This window comes from Cnuibacter sp. UC19_7, assembly GCF_042699995.1.
Taxonomy (GTDB): domain Bacteria; phylum Actinomycetota; class Actinomycetes; order Actinomycetales; family Microbacteriaceae; genus Cnuibacter.
The window spans coordinates 1,686,487-1,707,579 of sequence record NZ_CP170560.1; the positions used below are offsets into that span (position 1 = coordinate 1,686,487).

At 72.7% G+C, this 21,093-nt stretch carries 24 protein-coding genes; 13 read left to right on the forward strand and 11 right to left on the reverse strand.

Features of this window, described 5'->3' with window-relative positions; all coding sequences use genetic code 11:
- Nucleotides 1-11 precede the first annotated feature (11 nt).
- On the reverse strand, nucleotides 12-662 hold the full coding sequence (locus tag ACFJGV_RS07875) for an HAD family hydrolase (protein ID WP_378148117.1): 651 nt from the start codon (nucleotides 660-662) through the stop codon (nucleotides 12-14).
- A 75-nt stretch (nucleotides 663-737) separates the two neighbouring features.
- Here ACFJGV_RS07875 and ACFJGV_RS07880 point away from each other — a divergent pair, with 75 nt between their 5' ends.
- Both ACFJGV_RS07880 and ACFJGV_RS07885 read left to right on the forward strand, forming a co-directional pair.
- On the forward strand, nucleotides 738-1,124 hold the full coding sequence (locus ACFJGV_RS07880; protein WP_378148118.1) for an NAD-dependent epimerase/dehydratase family protein: 387 nt from the start codon (nucleotides 738-740) through the stop codon (nucleotides 1,122-1,124).
- On the forward strand, nucleotides 1,054-1,767 hold the full coding sequence (locus ACFJGV_RS07885; RefSeq protein WP_378148120.1) for a hypothetical protein: 714 nt from the start codon (nucleotides 1,054-1,056) through the stop codon (nucleotides 1,765-1,767). Before ACFJGV_RS07880 ends, ACFJGV_RS07885 begins: the two co-directional genes overlap by 71 nt.
- 308 nt (nucleotides 1,768-2,075) lie before the next feature.
- Here the strand turns inward: ACFJGV_RS07885 and ACFJGV_RS07890 are convergent, their stop codons facing one another.
- Complete coding sequence (locus tag ACFJGV_RS07890) at nucleotides 2,076-2,642, reverse strand: DoxX family protein (protein ID WP_378148122.1); 567 nt, start codon at nucleotides 2,640-2,642, stop codon at nucleotides 2,076-2,078.
- Nucleotides 2,643-3,201: 559 nt separating this feature from the next.
- Here ACFJGV_RS07890 and ACFJGV_RS07895 point away from each other — a divergent pair.
- Nucleotides 3,202-3,414, forward strand: a complete 213-nt coding sequence (locus tag ACFJGV_RS07895) for a DUF3072 domain-containing protein (RefSeq protein WP_378148668.1) — start codon at nucleotides 3,202-3,204, stop codon at nucleotides 3,412-3,414.
- 10 nt (nucleotides 3,415-3,424) lie between these two features.
- Complete coding sequence (locus ACFJGV_RS07900; protein WP_378148123.1) at nucleotides 3,425-4,318, forward strand: SDR family oxidoreductase; 894 nt, start codon at nucleotides 3,425-3,427, stop codon at nucleotides 4,316-4,318.
- A gap of 63 nt (nucleotides 4,319-4,381) precedes the next feature.
- On the opposite strand, the gene ACFJGV_RS07905 is transcribed toward ACFJGV_RS07900, so the two are convergent.
- Nucleotides 4,382-4,723: a hypothetical protein gene (locus ACFJGV_RS07905; RefSeq protein ID WP_378148124.1), complete on the reverse strand. Its 342-nt coding sequence runs from the start codon at nucleotides 4,721-4,723 to the stop codon at nucleotides 4,382-4,384.
- A 129-nt stretch (nucleotides 4,724-4,852) separates the two neighbouring features.
- Nucleotides 4,853-6,052, reverse strand: coding sequence for a MarP family serine protease (locus ACFJGV_RS07910; protein ID WP_378148126.1), 1,200 nt, complete (start codon nucleotides 6,050-6,052; stop codon nucleotides 4,853-4,855).
- 130 nt (nucleotides 6,053-6,182) lie between these two features.
- Here ACFJGV_RS07910 and ACFJGV_RS07915 point away from each other — a divergent pair, with 130 nt between their 5' ends.
- Together ACFJGV_RS07915 and ACFJGV_RS07920 are read left to right on the forward strand one after the other, a co-directional pair.
- The gene (locus ACFJGV_RS07915; protein ID WP_378148127.1) at nucleotides 6,183-7,238 is read left to right on the forward strand and encodes a PrsW family glutamic-type intramembrane protease; all 1,056 of its coding nucleotides are present in this window, start codon (nucleotides 6,183-6,185) and stop codon (nucleotides 7,236-7,238) included.
- Nucleotides 7,239-7,287: 49 nt separating this feature from the next.
- Entirely contained in the window at nucleotides 7,288-8,652 is a 1,365-nt protein-coding gene (locus tag ACFJGV_RS07920; RefSeq protein ID WP_378148129.1) for an AI-2E family transporter, read from the forward strand.
- A gap of 67 nt (nucleotides 8,653-8,719) precedes the next feature.
- Here ACFJGV_RS07920 and ACFJGV_RS07925 read toward each other — a convergent pair whose 3' ends face one another.
- Together ACFJGV_RS07925 and ACFJGV_RS07930 are read right to left on the reverse strand one after the other, a co-directional pair.
- Nucleotides 8,720-10,321: an SPFH domain-containing protein gene (locus tag ACFJGV_RS07925; protein WP_378148130.1), complete on the reverse strand. Its 1,602-nt coding sequence runs from the start codon at nucleotides 10,319-10,321 to the stop codon at nucleotides 8,720-8,722.
- 146 nt (nucleotides 10,322-10,467) lie between these two features.
- Complete coding sequence (locus ACFJGV_RS07930; protein ID WP_378148132.1) at nucleotides 10,468-11,832, reverse strand: NAD(P)/FAD-dependent oxidoreductase; 1,365 nt, start codon at nucleotides 11,830-11,832, stop codon at nucleotides 10,468-10,470.
- 88 nt (nucleotides 11,833-11,920) lie between these two features.
- On the opposite strand from ACFJGV_RS07930, the gene ACFJGV_RS07935 reads away from it, so the two are divergent.
- Nucleotides 11,921-12,742 carry an alpha/beta fold hydrolase gene (locus ACFJGV_RS07935; RefSeq protein ID WP_378148134.1) on the forward strand — a complete coding sequence of 274 codons (822 nt, stop codon included), beginning with the start codon at nucleotides 11,921-11,923 and terminating at the stop codon, nucleotides 12,740-12,742.
- Nucleotides 12,743-12,833: 91 nt separating this feature from the next.
- On the opposite strand, the gene ACFJGV_RS07940 is transcribed toward ACFJGV_RS07935, so the two are convergent.
- Complete coding sequence (locus ACFJGV_RS07940; protein ID WP_378148136.1) at nucleotides 12,834-13,160, reverse strand: Fe-S cluster assembly protein HesB; 327 nt, start codon at nucleotides 13,158-13,160, stop codon at nucleotides 12,834-12,836.
- Between the two features lie 165 nt (nucleotides 13,161-13,325).
- Complete coding sequence (locus ACFJGV_RS07945; RefSeq protein ID WP_378148137.1) at nucleotides 13,326-13,643, reverse strand: tryptophan synthase subunit alpha; 318 nt, start codon at nucleotides 13,641-13,643, stop codon at nucleotides 13,326-13,328.
- Between the two features lie 88 nt (nucleotides 13,644-13,731).
- Here ACFJGV_RS07945 and ACFJGV_RS07950 point away from each other — a divergent pair, with 88 nt between their 5' ends.
- The 4 genes from ACFJGV_RS07950 (at nucleotide 13,732) to ACFJGV_RS07965 (ending at nucleotide 18,140) form a co-directional block, all read left to right on the forward strand.
- On the forward strand, nucleotides 13,732-14,709 hold the full coding sequence (locus ACFJGV_RS07950; RefSeq protein ID WP_378148138.1) for a zinc-binding alcohol dehydrogenase family protein: 978 nt from the start codon (nucleotides 13,732-13,734) through the stop codon (nucleotides 14,707-14,709).
- Between the two features lie 339 nt (nucleotides 14,710-15,048).
- Nucleotides 15,049-16,152, forward strand: coding sequence for an outer membrane lipoprotein carrier protein LolA (locus ACFJGV_RS07955; protein ID WP_378148140.1), 1,104 nt, complete (start codon nucleotides 15,049-15,051; stop codon nucleotides 16,150-16,152).
- A gap of 40 nt (nucleotides 16,153-16,192) precedes the next feature.
- Nucleotides 16,193-17,251, forward strand: a complete 1,059-nt coding sequence (locus ACFJGV_RS07960) for an ABC transporter ATP-binding protein (protein WP_378148142.1) — start codon at nucleotides 16,193-16,195, stop codon at nucleotides 17,249-17,251.
- Nucleotides 17,238-18,140 (forward strand): ABC transporter permease, encoded by a 903-nt coding sequence (locus ACFJGV_RS07965; protein WP_378148143.1) that lies wholly within the window; start codon nucleotides 17,238-17,240, stop codon nucleotides 18,138-18,140. Before ACFJGV_RS07960 ends, ACFJGV_RS07965 begins: the two co-directional genes overlap by 14 nt.
- A 34-nt stretch (nucleotides 18,141-18,174) precedes the next feature.
- On the opposite strand, the gene ACFJGV_RS07970 is transcribed toward ACFJGV_RS07965, so the two are convergent.
- Complete coding sequence (locus ACFJGV_RS07970; protein WP_378148145.1) at nucleotides 18,175-18,708, reverse strand: hypothetical protein; 534 nt, start codon at nucleotides 18,706-18,708, stop codon at nucleotides 18,175-18,177.
- Between the two features lie 22 nt (nucleotides 18,709-18,730).
- On the opposite strand from ACFJGV_RS07970, the gene ACFJGV_RS07975 reads away from it, so the two are divergent.
- Entirely contained in the window at nucleotides 18,731-19,354 is a 624-nt protein-coding gene (locus ACFJGV_RS07975; RefSeq protein WP_378148147.1) for a DinB family protein, read from the forward strand.
- 10 nt (nucleotides 19,355-19,364) lie between these two features.
- On the forward strand, nucleotides 19,365-19,766 hold the full coding sequence (locus ACFJGV_RS07980) for a PPOX class F420-dependent oxidoreductase (RefSeq protein WP_378148149.1): 402 nt from the start codon (nucleotides 19,365-19,367) through the stop codon (nucleotides 19,764-19,766).
- Nucleotides 19,767-19,848: 82 nt separating this feature from the next.
- On the opposite strand, the gene ACFJGV_RS07985 is transcribed toward ACFJGV_RS07980, so the two are convergent.
- Together ACFJGV_RS07985 and ACFJGV_RS07990 are read right to left on the reverse strand one after the other, a co-directional pair.
- Entirely contained in the window at nucleotides 19,849-20,205 is a 357-nt protein-coding gene (locus tag ACFJGV_RS07985) for a hypothetical protein (RefSeq protein ID WP_378148150.1), read from the reverse strand.
- An 11-nt stretch (nucleotides 20,206-20,216) separates the two neighbouring features.
- A complete protein-coding gene (locus ACFJGV_RS07990) occupies nucleotides 20,217-21,086 on the reverse strand; it encodes a helix-turn-helix transcriptional regulator (RefSeq protein ID WP_378148152.1) in 870 nt (289 codons plus the stop codon).
- Nucleotides 21,087-21,093: the final 7 nt, after the last annotated feature.

Consider the following 21,093-nt stretch of genomic DNA (forward strand, 5'->3'; position numbering starts at 1 on the left):
GGCGGGCGGGCTCAGGACAGCGCGCGGAGGAGGGCGGCGACGTCGTCGTGCACCTCGAGGGCGCCCGCGTCGCGGAGCTCGCCCTCCGAGATGCCGCCCGAGCGCACCCCCACCATGCGGATGCCGGCGCGCCCGGCGGCGACCGCGTCCCACCGGGCGTCGCCCACCATGAGCGCCTCGTCGGCGGTGACGCCGGCACGCTCGAGGGCGACGCCGAGGATGTCGGGCTCGGGCTTCGCGGTCTCGACGTCGTCGCCGTTCGTGGTGGCGTGGATGACGTCGTCGCAGTCGAGCACGCGGAGCAGCTCCTCCAGTTCGTCCTCAGGGGCGGATGTCGCGAGTACCACGCGGATCCCCCGCTCGTGCAGGGTCTCGAGCAGCTCGCGCGCTCCGTCGAAGCGGCGCAGGCGCGGCCACAGCTCGCGGTAGAGACGCGAGTGCCCCTCCTTCACCTGGTCGCCGATCTCCTGCGCGCGCTCGCCGAGAAGCTCCTCGAGCAGCCGCGACGAGTCGAGACCGATCGCGCGATGCACCCGCCACGCCGACATCTCGACGCCCACCTCCTCGAACGCCTGCATGAAGCTCTCGACGTGGAGGTAGTTCGAGTCGATGAGGGTGCCGTCGATGTCGAAGAGCACGGCGCGGGTCGAGGTGAGGTCCATCGGTCCAGACCACCACCATCCGGGACAGAATGCACACCCCTGGCGGATCCGGCTCAAAGGCGCAGGCTCGGAGCCATGCGCATCGTCATCGTCGGAGCAAGCGGCAACCTCGGCACGGCAATCCAGCGTCGACTCCTCGACGGCGGCCACGATGTCGTCGGCGTCAGCCGACGTCAACCGACAGCCGACGAACCCTACTCATCGACCCAGTGGCGCGAGGTCGACGTGACGCGAGCGGATGCGCGCCGCCTCCTCGCGGACGCCTTCCAGGGGGCGGATGCGGTGATCCACCTCGCCTGGGCGCTGCAGCCCAACCACGACGAGCGGGCCATGTGGCGCACCAACGTCCACGGGCTCGAGGCGGTGCTCGGCGCGGTCGCCGATGCGGGGGGTGCCTCAGATCGCCGTGGCCTCGTCGGTGGGCGCGTACAGCCCGGGCCCGAAGTCGCGCCGGGTCGATGAGCACTGGCCGACCGGGGGCATCGCCACCTCGCACTACGCGAAGCACAAGGCGATGAACGAGCGGCAGCTCGACCGCTTCGAGGAGGCGCATCCGGAGACGACCGTGACGCGGATCCGCCCCGGACTGGTCTTCCAACGCGACGCCTCGGCGGAGATCGCGGGGCTGTTCCTCGGCACGCTGGTGCCGATGCGGCTCGTGGGGTCGCTGCGGCTGCCGGTGCTCCCGCTGCCGACGTCGCTCGTGTCGCAGGCGATCCACGCCTCCGACGTCGCATCCGCATTCGCGCTGGTCGTCGAACAGGGCGCGGGCGGGGCGTTCAACCTCGCGGGCGAACCGGTGCTCGGCCCCCGGGAGGTGGCCCGTGGCGTCGCGGGCGCGCGCCCGGTGCCGTTCCGCCGCGAGGTGCTGCGGGCGATCGTGTGGGCGACGTGGAAGCTGCGTCTGCACGCCACCGACCCAGGCTGGATCGATCTCGCCACCGCCGTGCCGCTCATGTCGACCGAGCGCGCCCGCCGCGAGCTCGGCTGGGCCCCGCGGGTGACGTCGACCGATGCGCTGGCCGAGATCATGGACGGCCTCCGCACCCGCGCCGCGAAGCCCTCCTCCGCCTCGCTGAGAGGCTCAGGCGCGCTCCGGGTGTGACGCGTGGGCAGCGTGGCGCGAGCACACCCGAAGAAGGCGCTTGCCGCGCCCGCGCACCCGCGCTTCCCGGGTGCACTCGCGATCACGCCGCATGGGCCGGTGCGAGTGCACCCGGAAAGAGCGCTTTCCCGACCCGCACGCCCGCGTTTCCTGGGTGTACTCCCGATCGCACGGACGAACGGGCGCGGAGGCCGCGCGCCGTACGGGCGGCGCTGGTGGGCGCGAGTGCACCCGGAAGGAGCGCTTTCCGGGCGTGCTCGGACGCGGAAGCTGGGGGTGCTCGGACGAGCGCGGGAGCAGGGGGCTCGTCAGGCCTGCGAGCCCGTGGCGGCGTCGTCGCTGCCCACGGGGTGGGCGGGGGCGAGCGGGGCGACGGCGCGCTCCGCCTCGGCGGCGCGACGGCCGGCGGCGATCGCCGCGGCCGACGCGGCGACACCCGCGACCAGGGAGAAGACCGCCCATCCGGCGCCCCACCTGCGGCGGCCGAAGAGCGCGTCGAGGGAAAGGCGTCCGGGGCCGTCGGCGGTCACGGCGAGCGCCGCGGCCACGAGGACCGCGTTGAACTCGTAGCCGCCCTTGGCGTTCCACGGGCCGTTCTTCACGTGCACCTTGTGCACCGCGGTCGCCATCGCCGCGGTCACCGCGGTGGCGGCGAACGGGGTCGCGGCGCCGAGGGCGATGCCTGCGCCGCCGAGCGTCTCGCTCAGCGCGGCCGCGTAGGCGTTCCCGCGGGCGGGCTTCATGTCGAGGGAGTCCATCATCCCCGTGGTGCCCTCGATGCCCGGGCCGTCGAAGGCCCCGGTGAGCTTCTGCAGGCCATGCCCGACGAAGATGCCCCCGACCACGAGGCGGAGGAGGAGAGTGCCGACTGCCATGAGCATCCCTTCACGAGAGAGGTGAGGTGCGGATGCTCGTGGAGCCTACGCCGGTCGCCCGCAGGACGCACTCACGCAGGGCGAGACGCACTCACGCGAGACGGGACGCACTCACGCGAGACGGGAGGCACTCAGTGCGTGCCGTAGCCGCCCTTCGACATGGCGACCAGCCCGGCGATCCCCAGCACGCCGCCGACGAGGGTGATGGCGCCGATGACGCTCCAGAGAATGGTCGCGATCATGCTGCCTCCCGGTGTCGCGGTGATGCCACCAGCGTACCGTGCGGACGCGGCCGGCCCCACCCCGCAAGCCCTCGCCGGTGTCGGTCGCCCGGCGTAGGGTCCGCGGCATGACCGACGACACTTCAGATCAGAGCCTCTCCCCCACCCAGCAGGTCCCCGGCGTCTCGAACGCGATGCCGGGCGAACGCGACCAGGACGCCTCGGTCGCCGGCGCCGCACCCGACGGGTCGGCGCTCGACGACCTCGACAGCGCGGAGGAGCCCGCCGCAGAGCGTGCCGCGGGCGGCAGCGGCGGCGACAGCGTCTCGGGCGACGACGTGCTCGGCGCCACGGGTCCCGACTCCGACTCGTCGGCGAGCAAGGATCCGAGCGACTGGGTGACCGGCGACGAGCCGATGACCGGCGCTCAGCGCAGCTACCTCGACACCCTCGCACGCGAGGCCGGCGAGGAGATCTCCGCCGACCTCACGAAGGCGGAGGCGTCGGAGCACATCGACCGGCTGCAGAAGGCCACCGGCCGCGGCCAGTGAGGGGCATCCGATGACGGATCAGTACACGTTCGACGACCCGGTGAAGCGCTACGGCCGAGTCGAGCCGCCGGTGCAGCACCAGCCCGAGCCGGGGGTGCAGGGGCAGATGACGCCTGTCCCCGACCTCGGCGAGGAGACGTACCGCGGCTCCGGCCGGCTCGAGGGTCGGCGGGCGCTCATCACGGGCGGCGACTCCGGGATCGGCGGGGCCGTCGCGATCGCCTTCGCCCGCGAGGGTGCCGACGTCGCGATCTCGTACCTCCCCGATGAGGAGGACGACGCCGCGCACATCGCCGAGCTGATCGAGGCGGCGGGCCGGAAGGCCGTCCGCCTCCCGGGCGACATCAGCGACGCGGCACACTGCCGCGAGCTTGTCACGGCCGCGCTGGAGGCGCTGGGCGGGCTCGACATCGTCGTCAACAACGCGGGCAAGCAGGTCGCCGTCGACACCCTGGAGGACCTGAGCGACGAGCAGTTCGAGCAGACGTTCCGCACCAACGTGTTCGCCAGCTTCTGGATCACCAAGGCGGCAGTGCCCCATCTCGGGCCCGGTTCGACGATCATCAACACCGCGTCGCTCGAGGCCTACAAGCCCGCGCCCGATCGTCTCGACTACGCGGCCACCAAGGCGGCGATCAACAACCTGTCGAAGGGTCTGGCTCAGCAGCTCGCACCCCGCGGCATCCGCGTGAACGTGGTCGCGCCCGGCCCGACCTGGACCGCGCTGCAGGTCTCGGGCGGGGTGTCCGACGAGCAGATGGAGGCGTTCGACGACGAGAGCACCTACCAGCGCGCCGGACAGCCGGCCGAGCTGGCGCCCGCGTACGTCTTCCTGGCCTCGCCCGAGTCGAGCTACGTGTCGGGCGAGACGCTCAACGTGAACGGCGGCATGCCCACCCCGTAGTCGAACGGGCTGCGACCCCGCGGAGGGGGAGGGCGAGCATCCGCCCGCTCTCCCCTCCCGGCACTACTTGTTGCCCTCGTTGTCCGAACCGTCGTCCTGGGTCGAAGCGGGCGCCTGCGTCGAGCAGTCGTCGCCCGACGCCGACGTGGAGTCGTCAGCGGCGGAGGTGGACTCGGCGGCGGAGGTGGAACTGGATCCGCCCGCATCCGGCGTCGACGTCGAGTCGCCGGGCCGCTCGGTGGGGCAGGCGTCGGGCGGCAGCGTGAAGCTCGTCTCGCTGTTCGACGGGCGCGGCGTCTCGTACGGCGTCTGCGCGTCGCCGGCGCACGCGGCGAGCGAGGCGACGAGGACGACGGCCGAGACCGCTCCCAGCGCCGTGCCGATCGTCCTGCGGGTGATGTCCATGGGGGCCTCCTCGTGGTCAGCTCCCCACGCAACGACGATCACGCGCCCGCGGCAACCCCCTGGCGCACCCGATGCGACCGAGCGGTGCGAAGCCGCCGGGCGTCGCCAGCGCGTCAGCGCGTCGCCGCGTCACCGCGTCGCGCAGCCTCCCGACGCGACCGGCGTCGTCGACCCGACCTGCTGCAGCATGGGCGCGATCTGGTCGAGCGTCAGCGCGTACCCTGTCTCCGCATCCGTCGTCGACCGCGCGAACACCACGCCCACCACCTGGCCGGCGCTGTCGAGCAGCGGCCCGCCCGAGTTGCCCGGGCGCACGATCCCGCGGAGGGCGTAGATCTCGCGGCTCACCTCGTTCTGCGAGTAGATGTCGAGCCCGGTGGCCTGCAGCACCTGGCGGATGCGGGCCGCGCCGATGTCGTACGGCCCGTTCTCGGGGTACCCGGCGACGTAGGCCGCGTCGGAGGCGGCGAGCTCGGTGCCGAGCGTCAGCGGGGCGACCCCGAGGCCGGGCACGTCGAGCACGGCGAGGTCGGTCTCGGGGTCGAAGGCGACGAGGGTGGCGGGCTTGTGCTCCCCCACACCGCCGATCTGGACGACGAGCTGGTCCGATCCGGCGACGACGTGCGCATTCGTGATCACGCGGTCCTCGGCGACGACCCAGCCCGTGCCCTCCGCCCCGCCCGAGCACTGCGCCGCCGAGCTGAGCACGCGCACGATCGACGGCGACGCGGCGTTCACCGCATCGGGGACCGACGGATCGGGAGCCTGGGTGCCCTGGATGACCTCCACCCCGTCGGCGAACACCTGTGGGAAGCCGACGGTGTCGAGCGCGTCGCCGAGGGCGCCGAGCACGGTCGAGGGCGGGACCGGGCTGATCCGGTTGAGCGTCGACACCACCTGCGAGGAGGCGGTGAGCTGCTGCGCCGGCGGGAACGCGGTGGTCTGGAGGAAGCCCGCCACGAGCCAGACCGCGACGGCCCAGGTCGCGAACCCGAGCACGGCCCCGCCGATCGAGTCGAGCCCCCGGGCGATCCGCAGCACACCCACCGCACGACGGATGAGCGACGCGATGAGCGTGAGCACCGTCACGCCGATCGCAAGGCAGAGCAGCAGCGCGACGGCCGCCACGATCATGCGTTGGACGGTGCCGTTCAGGCCCGCGTTCGCGGCGGCCCACTCGACCACCGGGGGCACGGCGGACGTCGCCAGCCACGCGCCCGCGGCCAGCCCGACGAGCGAGGCCGCGGTCACGAGCAGGCCCCGCCGCCATCCCCCGATCACCGCGGCGACCGCGATGAGGAGCAGCACGACGTCGACGATCCATTCCATCGGGCCCATCGTACGGACGGCTCCTGTCCGCCCGCCGACACCCCGCTGAACACGTCGACGACGGGATGGGGGTGAGACAGTACTCATGTCGTGCACCGCGGGAGCGCATCCGACCGATACTTTGCGACCTGTGACGACACCCTCGCGCATGACCCCGCCGTTCGCCCAGCCCCCGGCCGGCTCCTACCCGACCGGGTACGCCGGCTTCGAGCGCGCATGGGACGGAGCCGCCTGGGAGGGCGTGCCGGCCCGATCGGCCGACGCCCCTGAGCTGCACCTCAGGCACCCGATCGGCCACGCGTTCACGCGCCCCTCGCTCTACATCGCGGTGGTGGGTGTCGTGCTCGGGTTCTTCGTGGCGGTCATCGGCGCGGGGATCGGATCGTCGTGGATCGCCGGCATCGGCGGTGGGATCGGTGTGGCCGGCCCTCTCGTCGCGGCGTGCCTGGCGGTGCGCTCGCGACTGAGGATTGGCTCGCTGCACGTGCGCTCGGCGCTTCTCTGGGGAGCGGTGTCCGGGGCGTTCGCCATCGCCGTCTCGTTCTACGCCGAGCGGGCGCTCATGCCATTCCTGCCGCCCGGATCGATGGCGTCGGGCGGGCCGATCGAGGAGATCACGAAGCTACTCATCCCCTTCGTGCTCCTGCTCGTGGGGCCCGCGGCGTTCGAGGATCCGCGGATCGGTGTGTGGACCGTGGTCGTCGCGGGTGCGGTCTTCGGCATCGCCGAAGGTGCTCTGTACGTCGGCGGCGCGCTCGACGACCTGCACTCGACGACGCTCACGGCGCAGCAGATCCTCCAGGGCGACGCCGCCCACACCGGATACATCTACCTCACTCGCATCTGGGAGGAGCTGGGCCACGTCTTCTGGACGGGCGGCGCCGCCGTCCTCATCTGGCTCGGCGCCCACCGGCGCGGTCGGGCGTTCACCGGTCTCGGCGCCCTCGGGCTCCTCATCGCCATCGCACTCCACACGATCAACGACACCGTGATCGCCGTCGGCGACCTCTACCTCTTCGGCATCTACCCGCTGCTCGGCATCCTCTGGATCGTGCTCAGCTACGTGCTGTGGATGCGCCCCCGCGTCCGGATGCTCGTCCCGCCGGACGCGATCGCCACGGTCGCGAAGCGCTGGCGTCCGCGGCTGTCGAAGCGGATGCGCGCCGAAGCCACCCCGGGAGCCTGACCCCGCAAGGGGTGAGCGGGGGTCGTTGGAGCGTGGGAGGCTCGATCCCATGAGCGACTCCGAGCGACCGGCCCCCGAGGCCGCTGCCGTCCCGCCGTCGAGGGACGGCGCCCCCGCACCCCACGAGGGCACTCCCGTGCTGGGCGAGCACCGTACGGGCGCCGCGCCGAGCGCCGCGCCGACGGGCGCCGAGTCGTCGAGCGCCGACCTCGCGCCCGAGGCGACGCTGCGGCCGCACGCGACCTACGCGCATCCGTCGCTGCGCAGCCTGTGGACCGGGCGCCTCGGCGTGGTCGCCACCCGGAGCCTGCAGGTGCTCCTCGTGCTCGCCGTGGTCTCGGTGCTCGTCATCGGGCTGGTGCAGGTGAAGCTCGTGGTGCTGCCGGTGCTCATCGCCATCGTCGTCGCGGCAGCGTTCGCCCCCGTGATCGGCTGGCTGCGCCGGCACGGCTTCAGCGCGATGCTCGCGACGTGGACCACGCTCATCGCGGGCATCGCGATCTTCGGCGGGGTGATCACGCTCATCGTCTTCGCGGTGCGCAACGAGTGGGACGACCTGTCGAGCTCCGCCGTCCAGGGCATCGACCAGGTGCAGGGCTGGCTCCAGAGCGGATCGCTGCCGATCGACCAGCAGCAGCTCGACAGCATCCGCGACACCGCCGTCGGCTTCCTCACCAGCAGTTCCTTCTCGAGCGGTGCCCTCACCGGGATCTCGGTCGCCGCCGACATCGCCACCGGCGCCGTGCTCGCGATCGTGGTGCTCTTCTACCTGCTGAAGGACGGCGACCGCATCTGGCGCTTCGCCCTCCGCCCCTTCCACGGGCGCAATCTCGATCGCGGCCACCGCATCGGCGACGTCGCGCTCAAGTCGCTCGGCGGCTACGTCCGGGGCACCGCGCTCATCGCGTTCGTCGACGCAGCGGGCATCTTCATCGGGCTGCTGGTGATCCAGGTGCCGCTGGCGCTGCCCCTCGCGGTCATCGTCTTCATCGGCGCGTTCATCCCGATCGTGGGTGCGACCGTGGCGGGCATCCTCGCGGCCCTGGTCGCGCTCGTCGCCAACGGGCCGGTCGCCGCGCTGCTCGTCGTGGGCGTCGTCATCGTGGTCAACCAGCTCGAGGGGAACTTCCTGCAGCCGGTCGTGCAGGGGCGGTCGCTCAAGCTGCACCCGCTCGTCATCCTGCTCGCCCTGACGGCGGGCACCATCCTCGGCGGCATCCTCGGCGCGGTGCTCTCCGTCCCGATCGCCGCCGTGACGTGGTCGATCATCAAGGCGTGGAACCCGCCGGACGAGGCGGCCCCGGCGTTCGCCGAGCCCTCCATCCCCGAGAAGGCTGAGCTGCAGGAGGCCGCGGCCGCGAAGGCGCTGAAGAAGGCGCGCAAGCGCGGCCGCTCGGCTCCCGCTCGCCCGTGACGTGCTCCTGATCCGTCACTTTCGGCCAGTCGCGAGGCCGCGCACTAGCCGAAAGTGACGGATCAGGTCAGACCTTCGGAGCGTCGGGCGTGCCCGCGCCGGAGTCCGTCGCGGGCGCGGGCGCCCCGCGGCGCGCACTCGCACCCGCGCCTGCGCCTGCGAGGGCCTTGCCGATCGCGTCGCCCGTGGCGGCGCCGGTCGCGCGGCCCGTGATGATCTCGGCCACATCCACTCCGACGAGGTCGCGGATGAGCTGCATCGAGGTGGCGAGCTGCGTCGCGACGGAGGAGCCCACCGCGCCGGTCGCGCCCGATCCTGCGCCACCCTCTCCGGCGATGACGGTCATGTTCGAGATCGCCGACAGCGGCTCGGAGGCGGCACGCACGATCGCGGGCAGCTGGCCGATGATCTCCTGACGCAGCAGGTCGTCGGCACGCTCCTCGAGCGCCTCGGCCTTGGCGCGGGTCGCCTCCGCCTCGGCCGTGCCCTTCACCTGGATGGCCGCGGCCTCGGCCTCACCCTCGGCGCGGAGCGCCTCGGCGGCCGCGATACGGCGGTTCTTCTCGGCGACACCCTCGGCCTCGAGGGCCTCGGCGGCGCTGCGACGGCGGTTGCGCTCGGAGACACCCTCGGCCTCGAACGCCTCGGCGGCGGCCTTGCGGCGGTCGCGTTCGGCGTTGGCCGCCGCGATGTTCGCCGCGGCCGTGGCCTGCGCCTTCTTCTCGACCGAGTACGCCTCGGCGTCGGCGACGGCGCGGATCTCGGCGTCGAGCTCCTGCTTGCGGAGGCCGACGCGCTTCCCGGCGGTGATCTCCTGCTGCGAGATGACCTCCTGCTGCGAGATCGCCTCGGCCAGCGGCTTCGCGGCCGACGCCTCGGCGCGCGCCTTGTCGGTCTCCTTCTGGATCTCGGCGTTGCGCAGGTCGAGCTTGCGCTGCTGCTCGGCGACGGCCTGTTCGGCGGCGATGCGCGCCTCCTCGGAGGCCTGACGCGCGACCGACTCGGCGATCTCGGCGACCTGCTTCACGCGCGCCGCCTCGGCACGACCGAGGTCGCGGATGTAGCCGTTGTCGTCGTCGATCTCCTTGATCTGGAGCGTGTCGATCTGCAGACCCTGCACGTCGAGCGATTCGCGGACAGCCTCCAGCACCTGCCCCTGCAGCGCCTGGCGGTTGGTGATGATCTCGGTCACCGTGAGCTGACCGACGATCGATCGCACGGATCCGGACAGCACCTCCTCGGTGGAGGTCTCGATCTGGTCCTGCTGGTTGAGGAAGCGCTGCGCGGCAGCACGCACCATCGACTCGGACCCACCCACCTTGACGACCGCGACGGCGTTCACGCGGATCGTGATCGCATCCCGCGTCTGGGCCGTGGCCTGCACGTTCAGCTGACGGCTGCGGAGGCTGAGCTTGAAGTGCGCCTCGACGATCGGCTTGACGAAGACCCGCGAGCCGAAGACCACACGCTGGCCGGCGTTCTCGGTCTCCTCGAGCGCGGTCTCGCCCTGCCGCACCGCCTTCTGGCGGGAGGTGACGATGATCGCCTCGTCGGGCTTCGCGACCTTGATGCCTCGCAGCAGCGTGATCACGACGATGAGGACGATGACCACCCCGATGGCGATGGCGGCGATCGTGAGGACGGTTCCTAGTGCGGCTGCGGCGATCATGGGACCCTTCGTGTCGGCGTTGGACGCACCGCGGTCGCGGCGCGCGCGTCGGGCCCTTCGGGTCGGCCCCCCGCCTCCACTATCTCATGTGCCCCCGAGCGAGGCACAGGAGCAGTGCCTGCTCAGGCGACGTCCGCGCCGCGGCGCTACCTGCTCGAGTCCTTACGCTCCTTCTCCTCCTTCTGCTTCAGCGCCGCGAAGGAGGCCCGGAAGGCGGCATGCGGATGCTGGATCGCCCGCAGCGGCGTCGCATCCGTGCCCGTGAGCAGCTCGGTGATCCACCCCATGACCACACGCACCTTGCGCCGCAGCGTCGGGAGCACGAGGGCGTGGTACCCGCGGTGGGCGAGCCAGGCGGGCAGCCCCTTGAGCTGCACGCCCTTGATGTTCGCCGCCCCGGTCGCGATGCCGTAGCTCGCGACCGTGCCGAGCGACGGATGGCGGTACTCCTCCGGTGCCTCGCCGCGCAGGGCGGCGAGGATGTTCCGCGCCGCGACCGGACCCTGACGCATCGCGTTCTGGGCGTTCGGCGGGTAGAACGCGGGCTGCTTCTCGGCGGTGAGGTCAGGCACCTGCGCGATGTCGCCCACCGCCCACAGCCCGTCGACCCAGGTGCCGTCCTCGCGGACCACGTGCAGGGTGGCCTCGGCCATCACGTGCCCCTTCGGGCCCCGTGGCACGTCGAGGCGGTCGAGCACCGGGTTGGGCTGCACGCCCGCCGTCCAGATCAGCGTGTTCGTCGCGATGGTCTCGCCCGTCGAGAGCACGACCTCGCCTCCCTCGCACGACTTCACGGTGGTCTCGAGCCGCACGTCGATCCCGCGGTCGCGGAGATGCTGCAGCGTCCATCCGGAGAGCTCGGGACCCACCTCGGGTGCGACGCGATCGAGCGCCTCCACCAGGATCCAGCGGATCGTCGCCGGATCGAGCTGCGGGTACTCCTTCACCGCGAGCCTGGTGAGGTTCGACAGCTCCGAGAGCGCCTCCACGCCGGTGTACCCGCCGCCGACGAAGAAGAAGGTGAGGGCGCGGAGCCGCTCCTCCTCGTCCTGCGTGTTCGCCGCGATCGACAGCTGCTCGAGCACATGGTTGTGCGCATACACGGCCTCCTCGACGGTCTTGAACCCGATGCCCAGCTCCTCGAGCCCCGGCGTCGGGAACACCCTCGTCACGGCGCCCATCGCGAGGATCGCGTGGTCGTAGGCGAGCTCGAGCCGTCCGCCGTCGACCGTCTCGACCGTGGCCCGCTGGGCGGTGGAGTCGAGCCCGGTGACCGCCCCGCGGATGACGCGACAGCGCCGGAGCGACGGACGCAGGGTCACGGCCACGTTCGCCGGATCGACGTGCCCGCCCGCGACCTCCGGCAGCAGGGGCTGATACGTCATATACGGATTGGGGTCGACGACCGTGATCGACAGCGGCAGCTCCCGCTCGCGCTGAAGCGTGCGAGCGGCGTACAGCCCGGCGTATCCGCCGCCGAGGATGAGGACCTTCTGCGCAGTTCGAGACATAGGGCAGACCGTACGCCGCAGATCCCGCCCGCCCCACCCCCTCGTCGATGGGATGCGGGCGGCGGTGGTGACCGTGTTGAATCGGAGCATGGCGAACCATCTGTTCACGCTCGCGTCCGGAAGGTCGCTGGGGGTGTCGGCCGCGGGCGACCCCGCCTCGGGCCGGCTCGTGGTGGTCTGCCATCCGACGCCGGGCGCGGGAGGCTTCGACCCCGATCCGATCGCCACCCAGCGATCGAACACGCACATCATCTCGCTCGACCGGCCCGGATACGGCGCCTCCGACCCGCTTCGCCCGAGTGACCCGACACGCATCGAGGCGCGCGCCGACGACATCGCCGAGTTCCTCTCGCGATCGGAGCAGGTGGCGCGTTCGTCCGGCGGAAGCCGGTACGGCCGGGTCGGGGTGGTCGGCTGGGGCACCGGCGGCATGGTCGCGCTCTCGCTCGCCGCGCGGCGGCCCGAGCTCGTCGACCGCGTCGCCGCCGTCTCCGTGCCGACGCCCACCACACAGACCTTCGACCCCGTGCTGCAGGGGCTCGTTCCGTACTCGCTCGCCTCGCTCGACATCACCGACGACGACCCGGCCCTGCGCAAGCCCGGCCTCCGCAACCGCCTCGACCGCATGCTCGAGGAGGCCGGACTGCAGGGCTCGGTGGGCGGCGAGACCGATCGGCTCGCGCTGCGCGACCATCGCTGGACCCACCAGCTCGGCTCCATCGAGGCGTCGACGCTCCTGGTCTACGGCGAGGGAGCGGGCGACCGCGACGAGCTCACCACCGTCGACGACGGCGCGTGGCTCCGGCGGCGGATGCCGCGCGGCCTGGCCCGGGTCGTGCGCGTGAGGGGCGCCGGTGCGCTCGTCATCGCGAGCGTGTGGGGCCGCATCCTGCGGCACGTCTCGGGCTGAGGCCTGCGGACGGCGTGACCGTGGCCGGCCCGCGCGTTCAGCGTCACTTCGACACCTAATACGCGAAAGCCCCGCCATATGTGCGGGGCTTTCACGTATTCGGTGCTGAGCGTCGGAGCGGAAGCGCTAGACCCCCCTGCTGGGCGAGCGCGAAGCGCACCCCGCCCTGCTCGTCGATCTGCGCATCGAGCACCTTGTCGTCGAGCGCGGCGGTCGCCGACTCGTCGACGAACACCTTCGCGCCCTGCGACTGCACGATCTGGTCGCCTCCGGCGGGCGCCGGGGCGAGGGAGACGTCGAAGCTGTCGCTCGACGATCCGTTCGCGATACGAAGACCACCGTCCGGGGCGCTGTCGCCGAGGGAGCGCTCCGCGAGGGTCTTCACGACGGTGCTGGCATTGTCGGTGAGGGTGAGCATGAGCTCTCCTTCCGTTCGTTGCTGATCCGGTCAGGTCTCCACGTTTCCGCGGTCGACGGCCCGTGCCAACCCGTCTCCGCCGTCTCGGAGGGGATGTCCAGGAGACGCCAGGGTCGAGCCCTCAGGATGCGCACCCGACCCACGCGCGGCGGCGGTGCGGCCCCGTCAGGAGGCCCAGCGCGCGCCGGGATCGCTGTCGAGCATCCGCCACACCGTGCGGGTGAGCGGCGGGTAGTCGAGCGCGATCTGGCGCAGCACGCGGTAGTCGCGCGACGGCGTGGGCCGCCGCCCGCCGTCGCGGATGATGTTGTCGGCTCGCAGCAGCGAGACCACGAGCTCGTCGACGCTCGGCAGCTCCTCCATGAAGTCCCACGGATCCTCGCCGATGAGCAGCCGCTCCTGCACCACCGTGGCGAGCTCGTCGGCGGCCTCGGCTCGGAGCACCTCGAGGGAGGCTCGCCGGGGCAGGTAGTCGTCGCTCACCCTTCGAGCCTAAGCGCACCCGCGGAGCAGTGCTGTGCATCCGCCCTCGCTCTGGCGGGGTGACGGCGGTCGGCGGTTGGATGGGGACATGGCAGTGCACAGGACGGCGACCGCGTGGGTCGCGGAGGACTTCGGCGGGCTCGACGTGTTCCGGGAGGTGGAGCTGGAGGTGCCGGCGCCCGGCCCGGGCGAGGTGACGATCGACGTGCAGGCGGCGGGCATGAACCCCGCCGATGCGAAGCACGTCGCGCACGGCACCGACCGCTCGCTGCTCCCCGTCCGGGTGGGGTACGAGGTGGCCGGGATCATCTCGGCCATCGGCCCCGACACCACGATCGCCTCGGGCGGCGGCGCCGTCGGCGATGCGGTGCTGGCGTTCCGGATCCGCGGCGGGTACGCCTCCGCCGTGACCGTGCCGGCGAAGGACGTCTACGCCAAGCCCGACACCCTCGACTTCGCCGAGGCGGCCAACCTGCTGCTCGCCGGCACCACCGCCGCCGAGATGCTCGCCGTCACCGGGGTCGGCGCGGGCGACACCGTGCTGCTCCACGGGGCATCCGGCGCCGTCGGTGTGAGCGTGCTGCAGCAGGCGTCGCTGCTCGGCGCCTCGGTGATCGGCACCGCGAGCCCCGCCCGGTTCGGCGCGGTGCGTGAGTTCGGCGGAGAGCCCGTGGAGTACGGCGAGGGGCTCCTCGAGCGTGTGCGGGCCCTGGCGCCCGACGGTGTCGCTGCGTCGCTCGATGCGGTGGGCACCGACGAGGCCGCCGACGTCTCTCTGGCGGTCACCGCCGACCGGCAGCGGATCGTGACCATCGCGAACGCCGGGCGCGCCAAGGCGGACGGGTTCCGGTTCATCCAGGGCGCGATCCCGTCAAGCCAGGAGTATCGCGACGCCAACCGGCAGCGGATCATCGACCTCGCCGCCGCGCGCTCCCTCGTCGTGCCGCTGGCCCGCACGTTCCCGCTCACCGAAGCGCGCGAGGCCCTGCGCCGGCTGATGGAGCAGCACCCGGGCGGCAAGTTCGCGCTCATCCCCGGCCCCGAGCCCACCGACATCCGCGGCTGACCCGCCCGGGGGGCGTCCCCCGCGACGCACGTCCTTCCGCCGACTCGCGAGTTCCGGCCCTCCCCCGCACGGTGTTGGGGCCGAATCTCGCCGCTCGAGGTCTCAGGCGCAGGTCCTTCCATGAGTGGCGAGTTTTCGCCCTCATTCCCGCGATTTCAGGGCCGGAAGTCGCGACTCGACACCGCGGAGGTGTGCAGGCGCGGATGGGGCTCGCGCGTCCATGCCTCGAGTGGCGAGAATTCGCCCTCTCGCGCGCGCTTGAGCGGGGGGGGCGTGCGCAGGCAACTCTCGGGGTGGCGGCGTAGCGTCGGGCGCAGCAACGCACGAGTGAGGTGACGCATGGCACGCACGTGGCAGCGCTGGGTTCCGGCGGTGGCCGTCCCCGCGGTGATCGCCGCAGCGGTGGTGGGCGGAGCGGTCTCGACCGCCTCCGCGGATCTGCCCGAGAAGACCCCGCAGGAGGTGCTCGCCCTGGCCGCGGGCGCCGACGTGAGCGCGTACTCCGGCGACGTCGAGCAGACCTCCGACCTCGGCCTCCCCGATGTGTCAGGCCTCAGCTCGGGCGGCTCCGGCTCCTCCGGCTCCCGCAGCGGGTCCGACGGCGACCAGACCGCGGCCGACGCCCTCGAGCTGCTCACCGCCGACCACTCGGCGCGCGTGTACGTCGACGGCGACGCCGTGCGCATCCAGGTGCTCGACAAGCTCGCCGAGCGCGACGTCGTCGCCTCGCCCGAGGGCCTCTGGCTCTACGACTCGAAGGACGCCTCGGCCGTGCACGTGACGCGCGGCGACGGCGCCGCCCCCGACGGCAGCACCACGCCCGAGACGCAGACCCTCTCCCCCGCCGAGGTGGCGCAGCGCTTCCTCGACTCGGTCGGCCCCTCGACCGAGGTCTCGCTCGGCCCCGACGCCTCCGTCGCCGGTCGCGACGCGTACGACCTCGTCCTGACCCCGCGGGGCGACGACACCCTCGTCGGCAGCGTCTCGATCGCGGTCGACGCCCAGACCGGGCTCCCGCTGCGTGTCCAGGTGCTCGCCACCGGCGCCTCCGATCCGGCGTTCGAGGTGGGCTTCACCTCGATCTCGTACGACACCCCCTCCGCCGACCTCTTCACGTTCGCCCCTCCCGCGGGCACCGACGTGACCGAGAAGGACGCCTCCGACTGGGCCGGCGACCACGGCGACGGCGCGGGTCCGGCCGACGCATCGCATCCGAAGCCCACGGTGACCGGCGAGGGCTGGTCGTCGGTGGTGTCGATCCCGACCGGACAGGCTGGTGTCGGCGACCTCACCTCGTCGCCGCTGTTCTCGCAGCTCGCGACGAAGGTCGACGGCGGATACGCGCTGCAGACCACGCTGATGACGGCGCTCATCACCGACGACGGGCGGGTGCTCGTGGGCGCGGTCCCGCTCGCCTCGCTGCAGTCGGCCGCCGCTCAGTAGTGCGTCGCTCAGCAGTCCGCCGCTCGGCAGTGCGCCGTCCATGACCGAGGTCGCGCAGTCTCCGGCGCGCCTCGGCGACGCGGCGTTGGCCATCGAGACGCACGGGCTGACCAAGCGGTTCGGATCGCAGCACGCCGTCGCGGGCATCGATCTCGCGGTGCCGCGCGGATCCGTGTTCGGCTTCCTCGGACCGAACGGATCGGGCAAGACCACCACGATCCGGATGCTCCTCGGCCTCGCCCGGCCCACGTCGGGTGAGATGCGGATGCTCGGCCGGCCCATGCCGACCGACCTCGCCCGGGTGCTCCCCTCGGTGGGCGCGCTCATCGAGGGTCCCGGGTTCACGCCGTTCCTCTCGGGCCGCGCGAACCTGCTGCGTCTCGACGCGGCCGACGGGTGGGCGCCCCGGCGCACCCGACGCGCTCGGGTCGACCGCGCGCTCGAGCGCGTCGGACTCACGCAGGCGGCGGGCAAGCGCGCCCGCGCATACTCCCTCGGCATGAAGCAGCGCCTCGGCATCGCCAACGCGCTGCTGATGCCGCGCGACCTGATCGTGCTCGACGAGCCCACCAACGGGCTCGATCCGCAGGGCACCCGCGAGGTGAGGTCGCTCATCCGCACGCTCGCCGCCGAGGGCACCACCGTCTTCGTGTCGAGCCACCTGCTCGCCGAGATCGAGCAGATGTGCACGCACGCGGCGGTGATGAGCGCGGGCGCGATCGTGGCGCAGGGCTCGCTCGACGAGCTGCGAGCGGGCGGCGAGAGCCGCGTCGTGCTCACGACGCGGGCGGCGGATGCCGACACCGCGGTCGCCGTGCTGCGTCGCCTGCTGCGGGTGCCCGGCGCGGCTGACCGCGCCGGCGGCTCAGCCCTCGCGGCGGGCGAGGCCCTCGCGGAGGGCGAGGCCGTCGAGGTCGAGGTGCGGGCGGGTGACGAGCGGCTCGTGAGCGCAGCCCTCGTCCCCGGAGTGCCGCCCGAGCTGATCGTGCGCGAGCTCGTCGAAGCCGGCGTCGCCGTGCTCGCCTTCGCCGTGCAGAAGACCTCGCTCGAGGACCGCTTCGTCGCGCTCACCGGAGAGGGGTTCGATGTCATCCGCTGACACCCCCACCCCGCACCCCGACGCCCCGGAGGCCTCGAGCGCCGCCGCGGGCGCCGCCGCTCGTCGCCCACGCCGAGCGGTCGGCTTCGGGTTCCTCCTCTCCGAGCTGGCGACCCTGTTCCGCCGCCCGCGCACGTGGGCGATGCTCGCCGCGCTCGCCGCCGTGCCCGTGCTCATCGCTGTGGCCGTCCGGCTCACCGACGGCGGCGACGGCCGCGGCCCCGCCTTCCTCGGCAGCATCACGCAGAACGGGCTCTTCGTCGGGTTCACCGCGTTGGTGGTGTCGATCCCGCTGTTCCTCCCCCTCACGGTGGGGGTGGTCGCGGGCGACTCGATCGCGGGCGAGGCGAACTCCGCCACGCTCCGCTATCTCCTCGTGTCGCCGGTGGGGCGCATCCGTCTGCTCGTCGTGAAGTTCGCCGCGGCGGTGGTGTTCTGCCTCGTCGCGACCCTCGTGGTGGTGATCGTCGGCACCCTGATCGGCTGGGCGCTGTTCCCCGTCGGCCCCGTCACGTTGCTCTCGGGAGCGACGGTCGGCGTGGGCGAGGCCCTCGGCCGCAGCCTGCTCATCGCCCTGTTCGTGGCCCTGTCGCTCACCGGCCTCGCGGCGATCGGGCTGTTCATCTCGACACTGACGGATGCGCCGGTCGGCGCCATGGCCGCGACCGTCGTCCTGTCGATCGCCGCGCAGGTGGTGGGCCAGCTCTCGCAGCTGGAGTGGCTGCATCCGTGGCTCTTCACCTATCACTGGCTCGACTTCGCCGACCTGCTGCGGCAGCCGATCGACTGGAGCTCGTTCGGCGCCAACGCCCTGCTGCAGCTGGCGTACGTCGCGGTGTTCGGAGCGCTGGCGTACGGCAGGTTCACCACGAAGGACGTGCTGTCGTAGGCATGCTCGGGCATCAGCGCCCGGCCTCGCCGCCTCAGCGGTCGGTCTCGCCGGCCCCGCCGGGCGGGTCGACAAGCAGGCCGACGCGGTCGGCGAGGTAGCGCTCGAGGGGCGCGGAGGCTCCGCTCGAGGGGCTCCAGCGCACGAGCACCTCGCCGTCGACGACGAGCAGCGGACCGGAGGGCTCTCCGCGGTCGAGCGCCCCCAGGTCGAGAGGCACCGCGTCGTAGTTCACCGTGTCGCCCGGCGCGAAGGGGCCGTTGAAGGCGGCGAGCTGATGCTCGCGCCTGAGCTCCTGCGAGACGGCTTGATTGTTCGGATGCCGCGGCGCGACGGCGCGGGTCACCTCACCCGTGCCGAAGATCTCCCCGCCCGGCCCCACGAGCAGCACGCCGAGCCGCCAGACCCGCCCGACCGGCACCATCCGCGGTGCGCGCTGGAGGCCGAGCACACGCTTCGGCACGACGTAGTCCGCGAGCGCCTCGTCGCGCGCTCCGGCGGCCTCGAGCCGTGCGACGGCCGCCGCCACAGCGGCCTTCACGGCGCGGCCGGGGGTCACGTCATCCACCCTCCGAGCCTATGCTGCGAGCATGGATGAGAAGGCGACCCTCCAGAGCTACCTCGCCGTGCGGCGGGCCGACCTGCTCGCGACCCTCGACGGTCTCGGCGAGTACGACATCCGCCGCCCGCTCACCCCGACCGGCACGAACCTGCTCGGGCTGGTGAAGCACGTCGCGAGCGTGCAGCTGGAGTACTTCGGCCTCGTCTTCGACCGCCCGGGACGCACCCTCGCCTGGATGGACTACGGTGCCCCCGACAACGCCGACATGTGGGCGACGGAGGACGAGTCGCGGGCCGACATCATCGACCTGCACCACTACTCGGCGGCCCACGCCGACGCCACCATCGAGGCGCTCCCCCTCGACGCGCCCGGGTCGGTGCCGTGGTGGGACGAGGCGCGTCGCGCGGTCACGCTCCACCAGATCCTGGTGCACGTCTGCGTCGAGACCGCCCGTCACGCGGGTCATGCCGACATCGTGCGCGAGCTGATCGACGGACGCATCGGCAACGGGCCCGCCGACCCGAACATCCCGCCGCTCGACGCCGACGCGTGGTCGGCCTACACCGCCCGTGTGGAGTCGGCGGCCCGCGCCGCCGCCGCACGGGACGGCGCGGCGGGCGCGCCGGAGGCACCCGGAAGGAACGGGGCGTAGGGTGCGGGGTGTGAGAGCGCGGACGTTCGAGGAGCTGGGGCGCGAGCGGTACCTCGCGCTGACGACGTACCGGCGCAGCGGGGTGGCGGTGACGACGCCGGTGTGGGTCGCGGCCGACGGCGACGACCTCGTCGTGGTCACCGGCGCTCAGACCGGGAAGGCGAAGCGCATCCGGCACACCCCGCGCGTGACGCTGCGCGGGTCGACCGTGCGCGGTCGGGTGAACGAGCGGATGGAGGCGACCGAGGGGCGCGCCGAGATCGTCTTCGACGAGGCCGGCATGGCATCGGCCGAGCACGCCCTGCGCGAGAAGTACGGGTGGCAGTTCGCGGCGTCGACTCTCGTCGAGAACGCGCTCGTGCGCGATGAGGCCGCCGGGCGCGTCATCCTGCGGATCCGCCCCGCCGCCTGAGCGCACCGCGTCGCCTGAGCGCACCGCGCCGCGCCGCACAGCGCCGCACCGCGAGCGCGGAGTCGCGGGCTCGGCCGCGACGTCAGCTCGCCCAGAGCTCGCGCGCCGGGACCTCCTCCCACGGCCACCGCTCCTCGGCGCCGTCCTCGACGGGCTTGTGGACGGGACGGCCACGGATGCACAGCCCGTGGAACCAGGTCGTGCCGCATGTCTCGCACCGGGCGAAGAGGACGATGGTGTACTTCAGGTCCGCCTCGGCCAGCGGCATCATGTCGGCGAGCGGCACGTCGGCGCGCAGCACGCGCATCCGCCCGTCGTCGAGGCGCTCGCCGAGGCGCCGCTGGGTCGCCTCGATGTCGACGACGCGCTCCCCGTGATCCGGTCGGCGCACCGCCACGAAGTCGCACACCTCGCACCACTCGCGCTCCCGCTCGCTCACGCCCGGCGCGGTCATGAGGTGCGCGCGCCGTTCTCCTCGGCCGACTCCGGGTCGAGCTGCTGCGTGCCGATCACCGAGAGGAGCGCGAGCTCGTCGTGATCCTCGGTGCCGGGGCGGGCGGTGAAGACGAGGAGCGTCTGCGCCTGCTCCTCGTCGAGCAGCAGCTGGCAGTGGAGGGTCATGATGCCGAGCTCGGGATGCTGCATCCGCTTCTCGCCGTGGCGTCGCGCGACCTCGTGGCGCGCCCAGCGCTCCGCGAACTCGCGGCTCTCGTCGAGCAGGGCGTGCACGATCCGGTCGGCCTGCGACCCCGGGCCCTCACGCGCCAGCGCGCGCCGGAGGTCGGCGGCGTAGTTCCGCGAGTGGATGTCGTGGTCCTCGCCGGGGTAGATGCGCCGTGACGTCGGGTCGGTGAACCAGCGGTAGGGCGTGCTGCGACGCATCCCGGTGAAGGACGTCTGGTCGCCGAGCAGAGCCACCGCGGGCGGGGTCTGGATGAGCGTCTCGCCGACTCCGCCGATCACCTGCGCCGGGGTGTCGGCGAGGCGGTCGAGCACACGCATGAGCCCGGGGCTGATGTGGTCGGTGCGGAGCGCCCGGGCGGGCGCGTTGTGCCCGGCGAGCCGGAAGAGGTGGTCGCGCTCGTCGAGGTCGAGGCGGAGGCCACGCGCGATCGCGGCGATCATCTGCTCCGACGGCTGCGGACCGCGCTCCTGCTCGAGCCGCGCGTAGTAGTCGGTCGACATGCCGCTCAGCGCCGCGACCTCCTCACGGCGCAGCCCGTGCGTGCGTCGCCGCGGGCCGCGGGAGAGACCCACGTCCTCCGGCTGCAGCGCCTCGCGACGCGTGCGGAGGAAGTCGGCGAGCTGCTGTCTGTCCACCCCACGA

Bases quoted from the DNA above. Each gene is read 5' to 3' on its own strand.
- ACFJGV_RS07890 (WP_378148122.1), bottom strand. From the start codon at position 2,642: ATGGCAGTCGGCACTCTCCTCCTCCGCCTCGTGGTCGGGGGCATCTTC.
- ACFJGV_RS07965 (WP_378148143.1), top strand. From the start codon at position 17,238: ATGTCATCCGCTGACACCCCCACCCCGCACCCCGACGCCCCGGAGGCC.
- ACFJGV_RS07975 (WP_378148147.1), top strand. From the start codon at position 18,731: ATGGATGAGAAGGCGACCCTCCAGAGCTACCTCGCCGTGCGGCGGGCC.
- ACFJGV_RS07930 (WP_378148132.1), bottom strand. From the start codon at position 11,832: ATGTCTCGAACTGCGCAGAAGGTCCTCATCCTCGGCGGCGGATACGCC.
- ACFJGV_RS07955 (WP_378148140.1), top strand. From the start codon at position 15,049: ATGGCACGCACGTGGCAGCGCTGGGTTCCGGCGGTGGCCGTCCCCGCG.
- ACFJGV_RS07905 (WP_378148124.1), bottom strand. From the start codon at position 4,723: ATGGACATCACCCGCAGGACGATCGGCACGGCGCTGGGAGCGGTCTCG.
- ACFJGV_RS07925 (WP_378148130.1), bottom strand. From the start codon at position 10,321: ATGATCGCCGCAGCCGCACTAGGAACCGTCCTCACGATCGCCGCCATC.
- ACFJGV_RS07935 (WP_378148134.1), top strand. From the start codon at position 11,921: ATGGCGAACCATCTGTTCACGCTCGCGTCCGGAAGGTCGCTGGGGGTG.
- ACFJGV_RS07875 (WP_378148117.1), bottom strand. From the start codon at position 662: ATGGACCTCACCTCGACCCGCGCCGTGCTCTTCGACATCGACGGCACC.
- ACFJGV_RS07920 (WP_378148129.1), top strand. From the start codon at position 7,288: ATGAGCGACTCCGAGCGACCGGCCCCCGAGGCCGCTGCCGTCCCGCCG.
- ACFJGV_RS07910 (WP_378148126.1), bottom strand. From the start codon at position 6,052: ATGGAATGGATCGTCGACGTCGTGCTGCTCCTCATCGCGGTCGCCGCG.
- ACFJGV_RS07950 (WP_378148138.1), top strand. From the start codon at position 13,732: ATGGCAGTGCACAGGACGGCGACCGCGTGGGTCGCGGAGGACTTCGGC.
- ACFJGV_RS07900 (WP_378148123.1), top strand. From the start codon at position 3,425: ATGACGGATCAGTACACGTTCGACGACCCGGTGAAGCGCTACGGCCGA.
- ACFJGV_RS07880 (WP_378148118.1), top strand. From the start codon at position 738: ATGCGCATCGTCATCGTCGGAGCAAGCGGCAACCTCGGCACGGCAATC.
- ACFJGV_RS07960 (WP_378148142.1), top strand. From the start codon at position 16,193: ATGACCGAGGTCGCGCAGTCTCCGGCGCGCCTCGGCGACGCGGCGTTG.
- ACFJGV_RS07940 (WP_378148136.1), bottom strand. From the start codon at position 13,160: ATGCTCACCCTCACCGACAATGCCAGCACCGTCGTGAAGACCCTCGCG.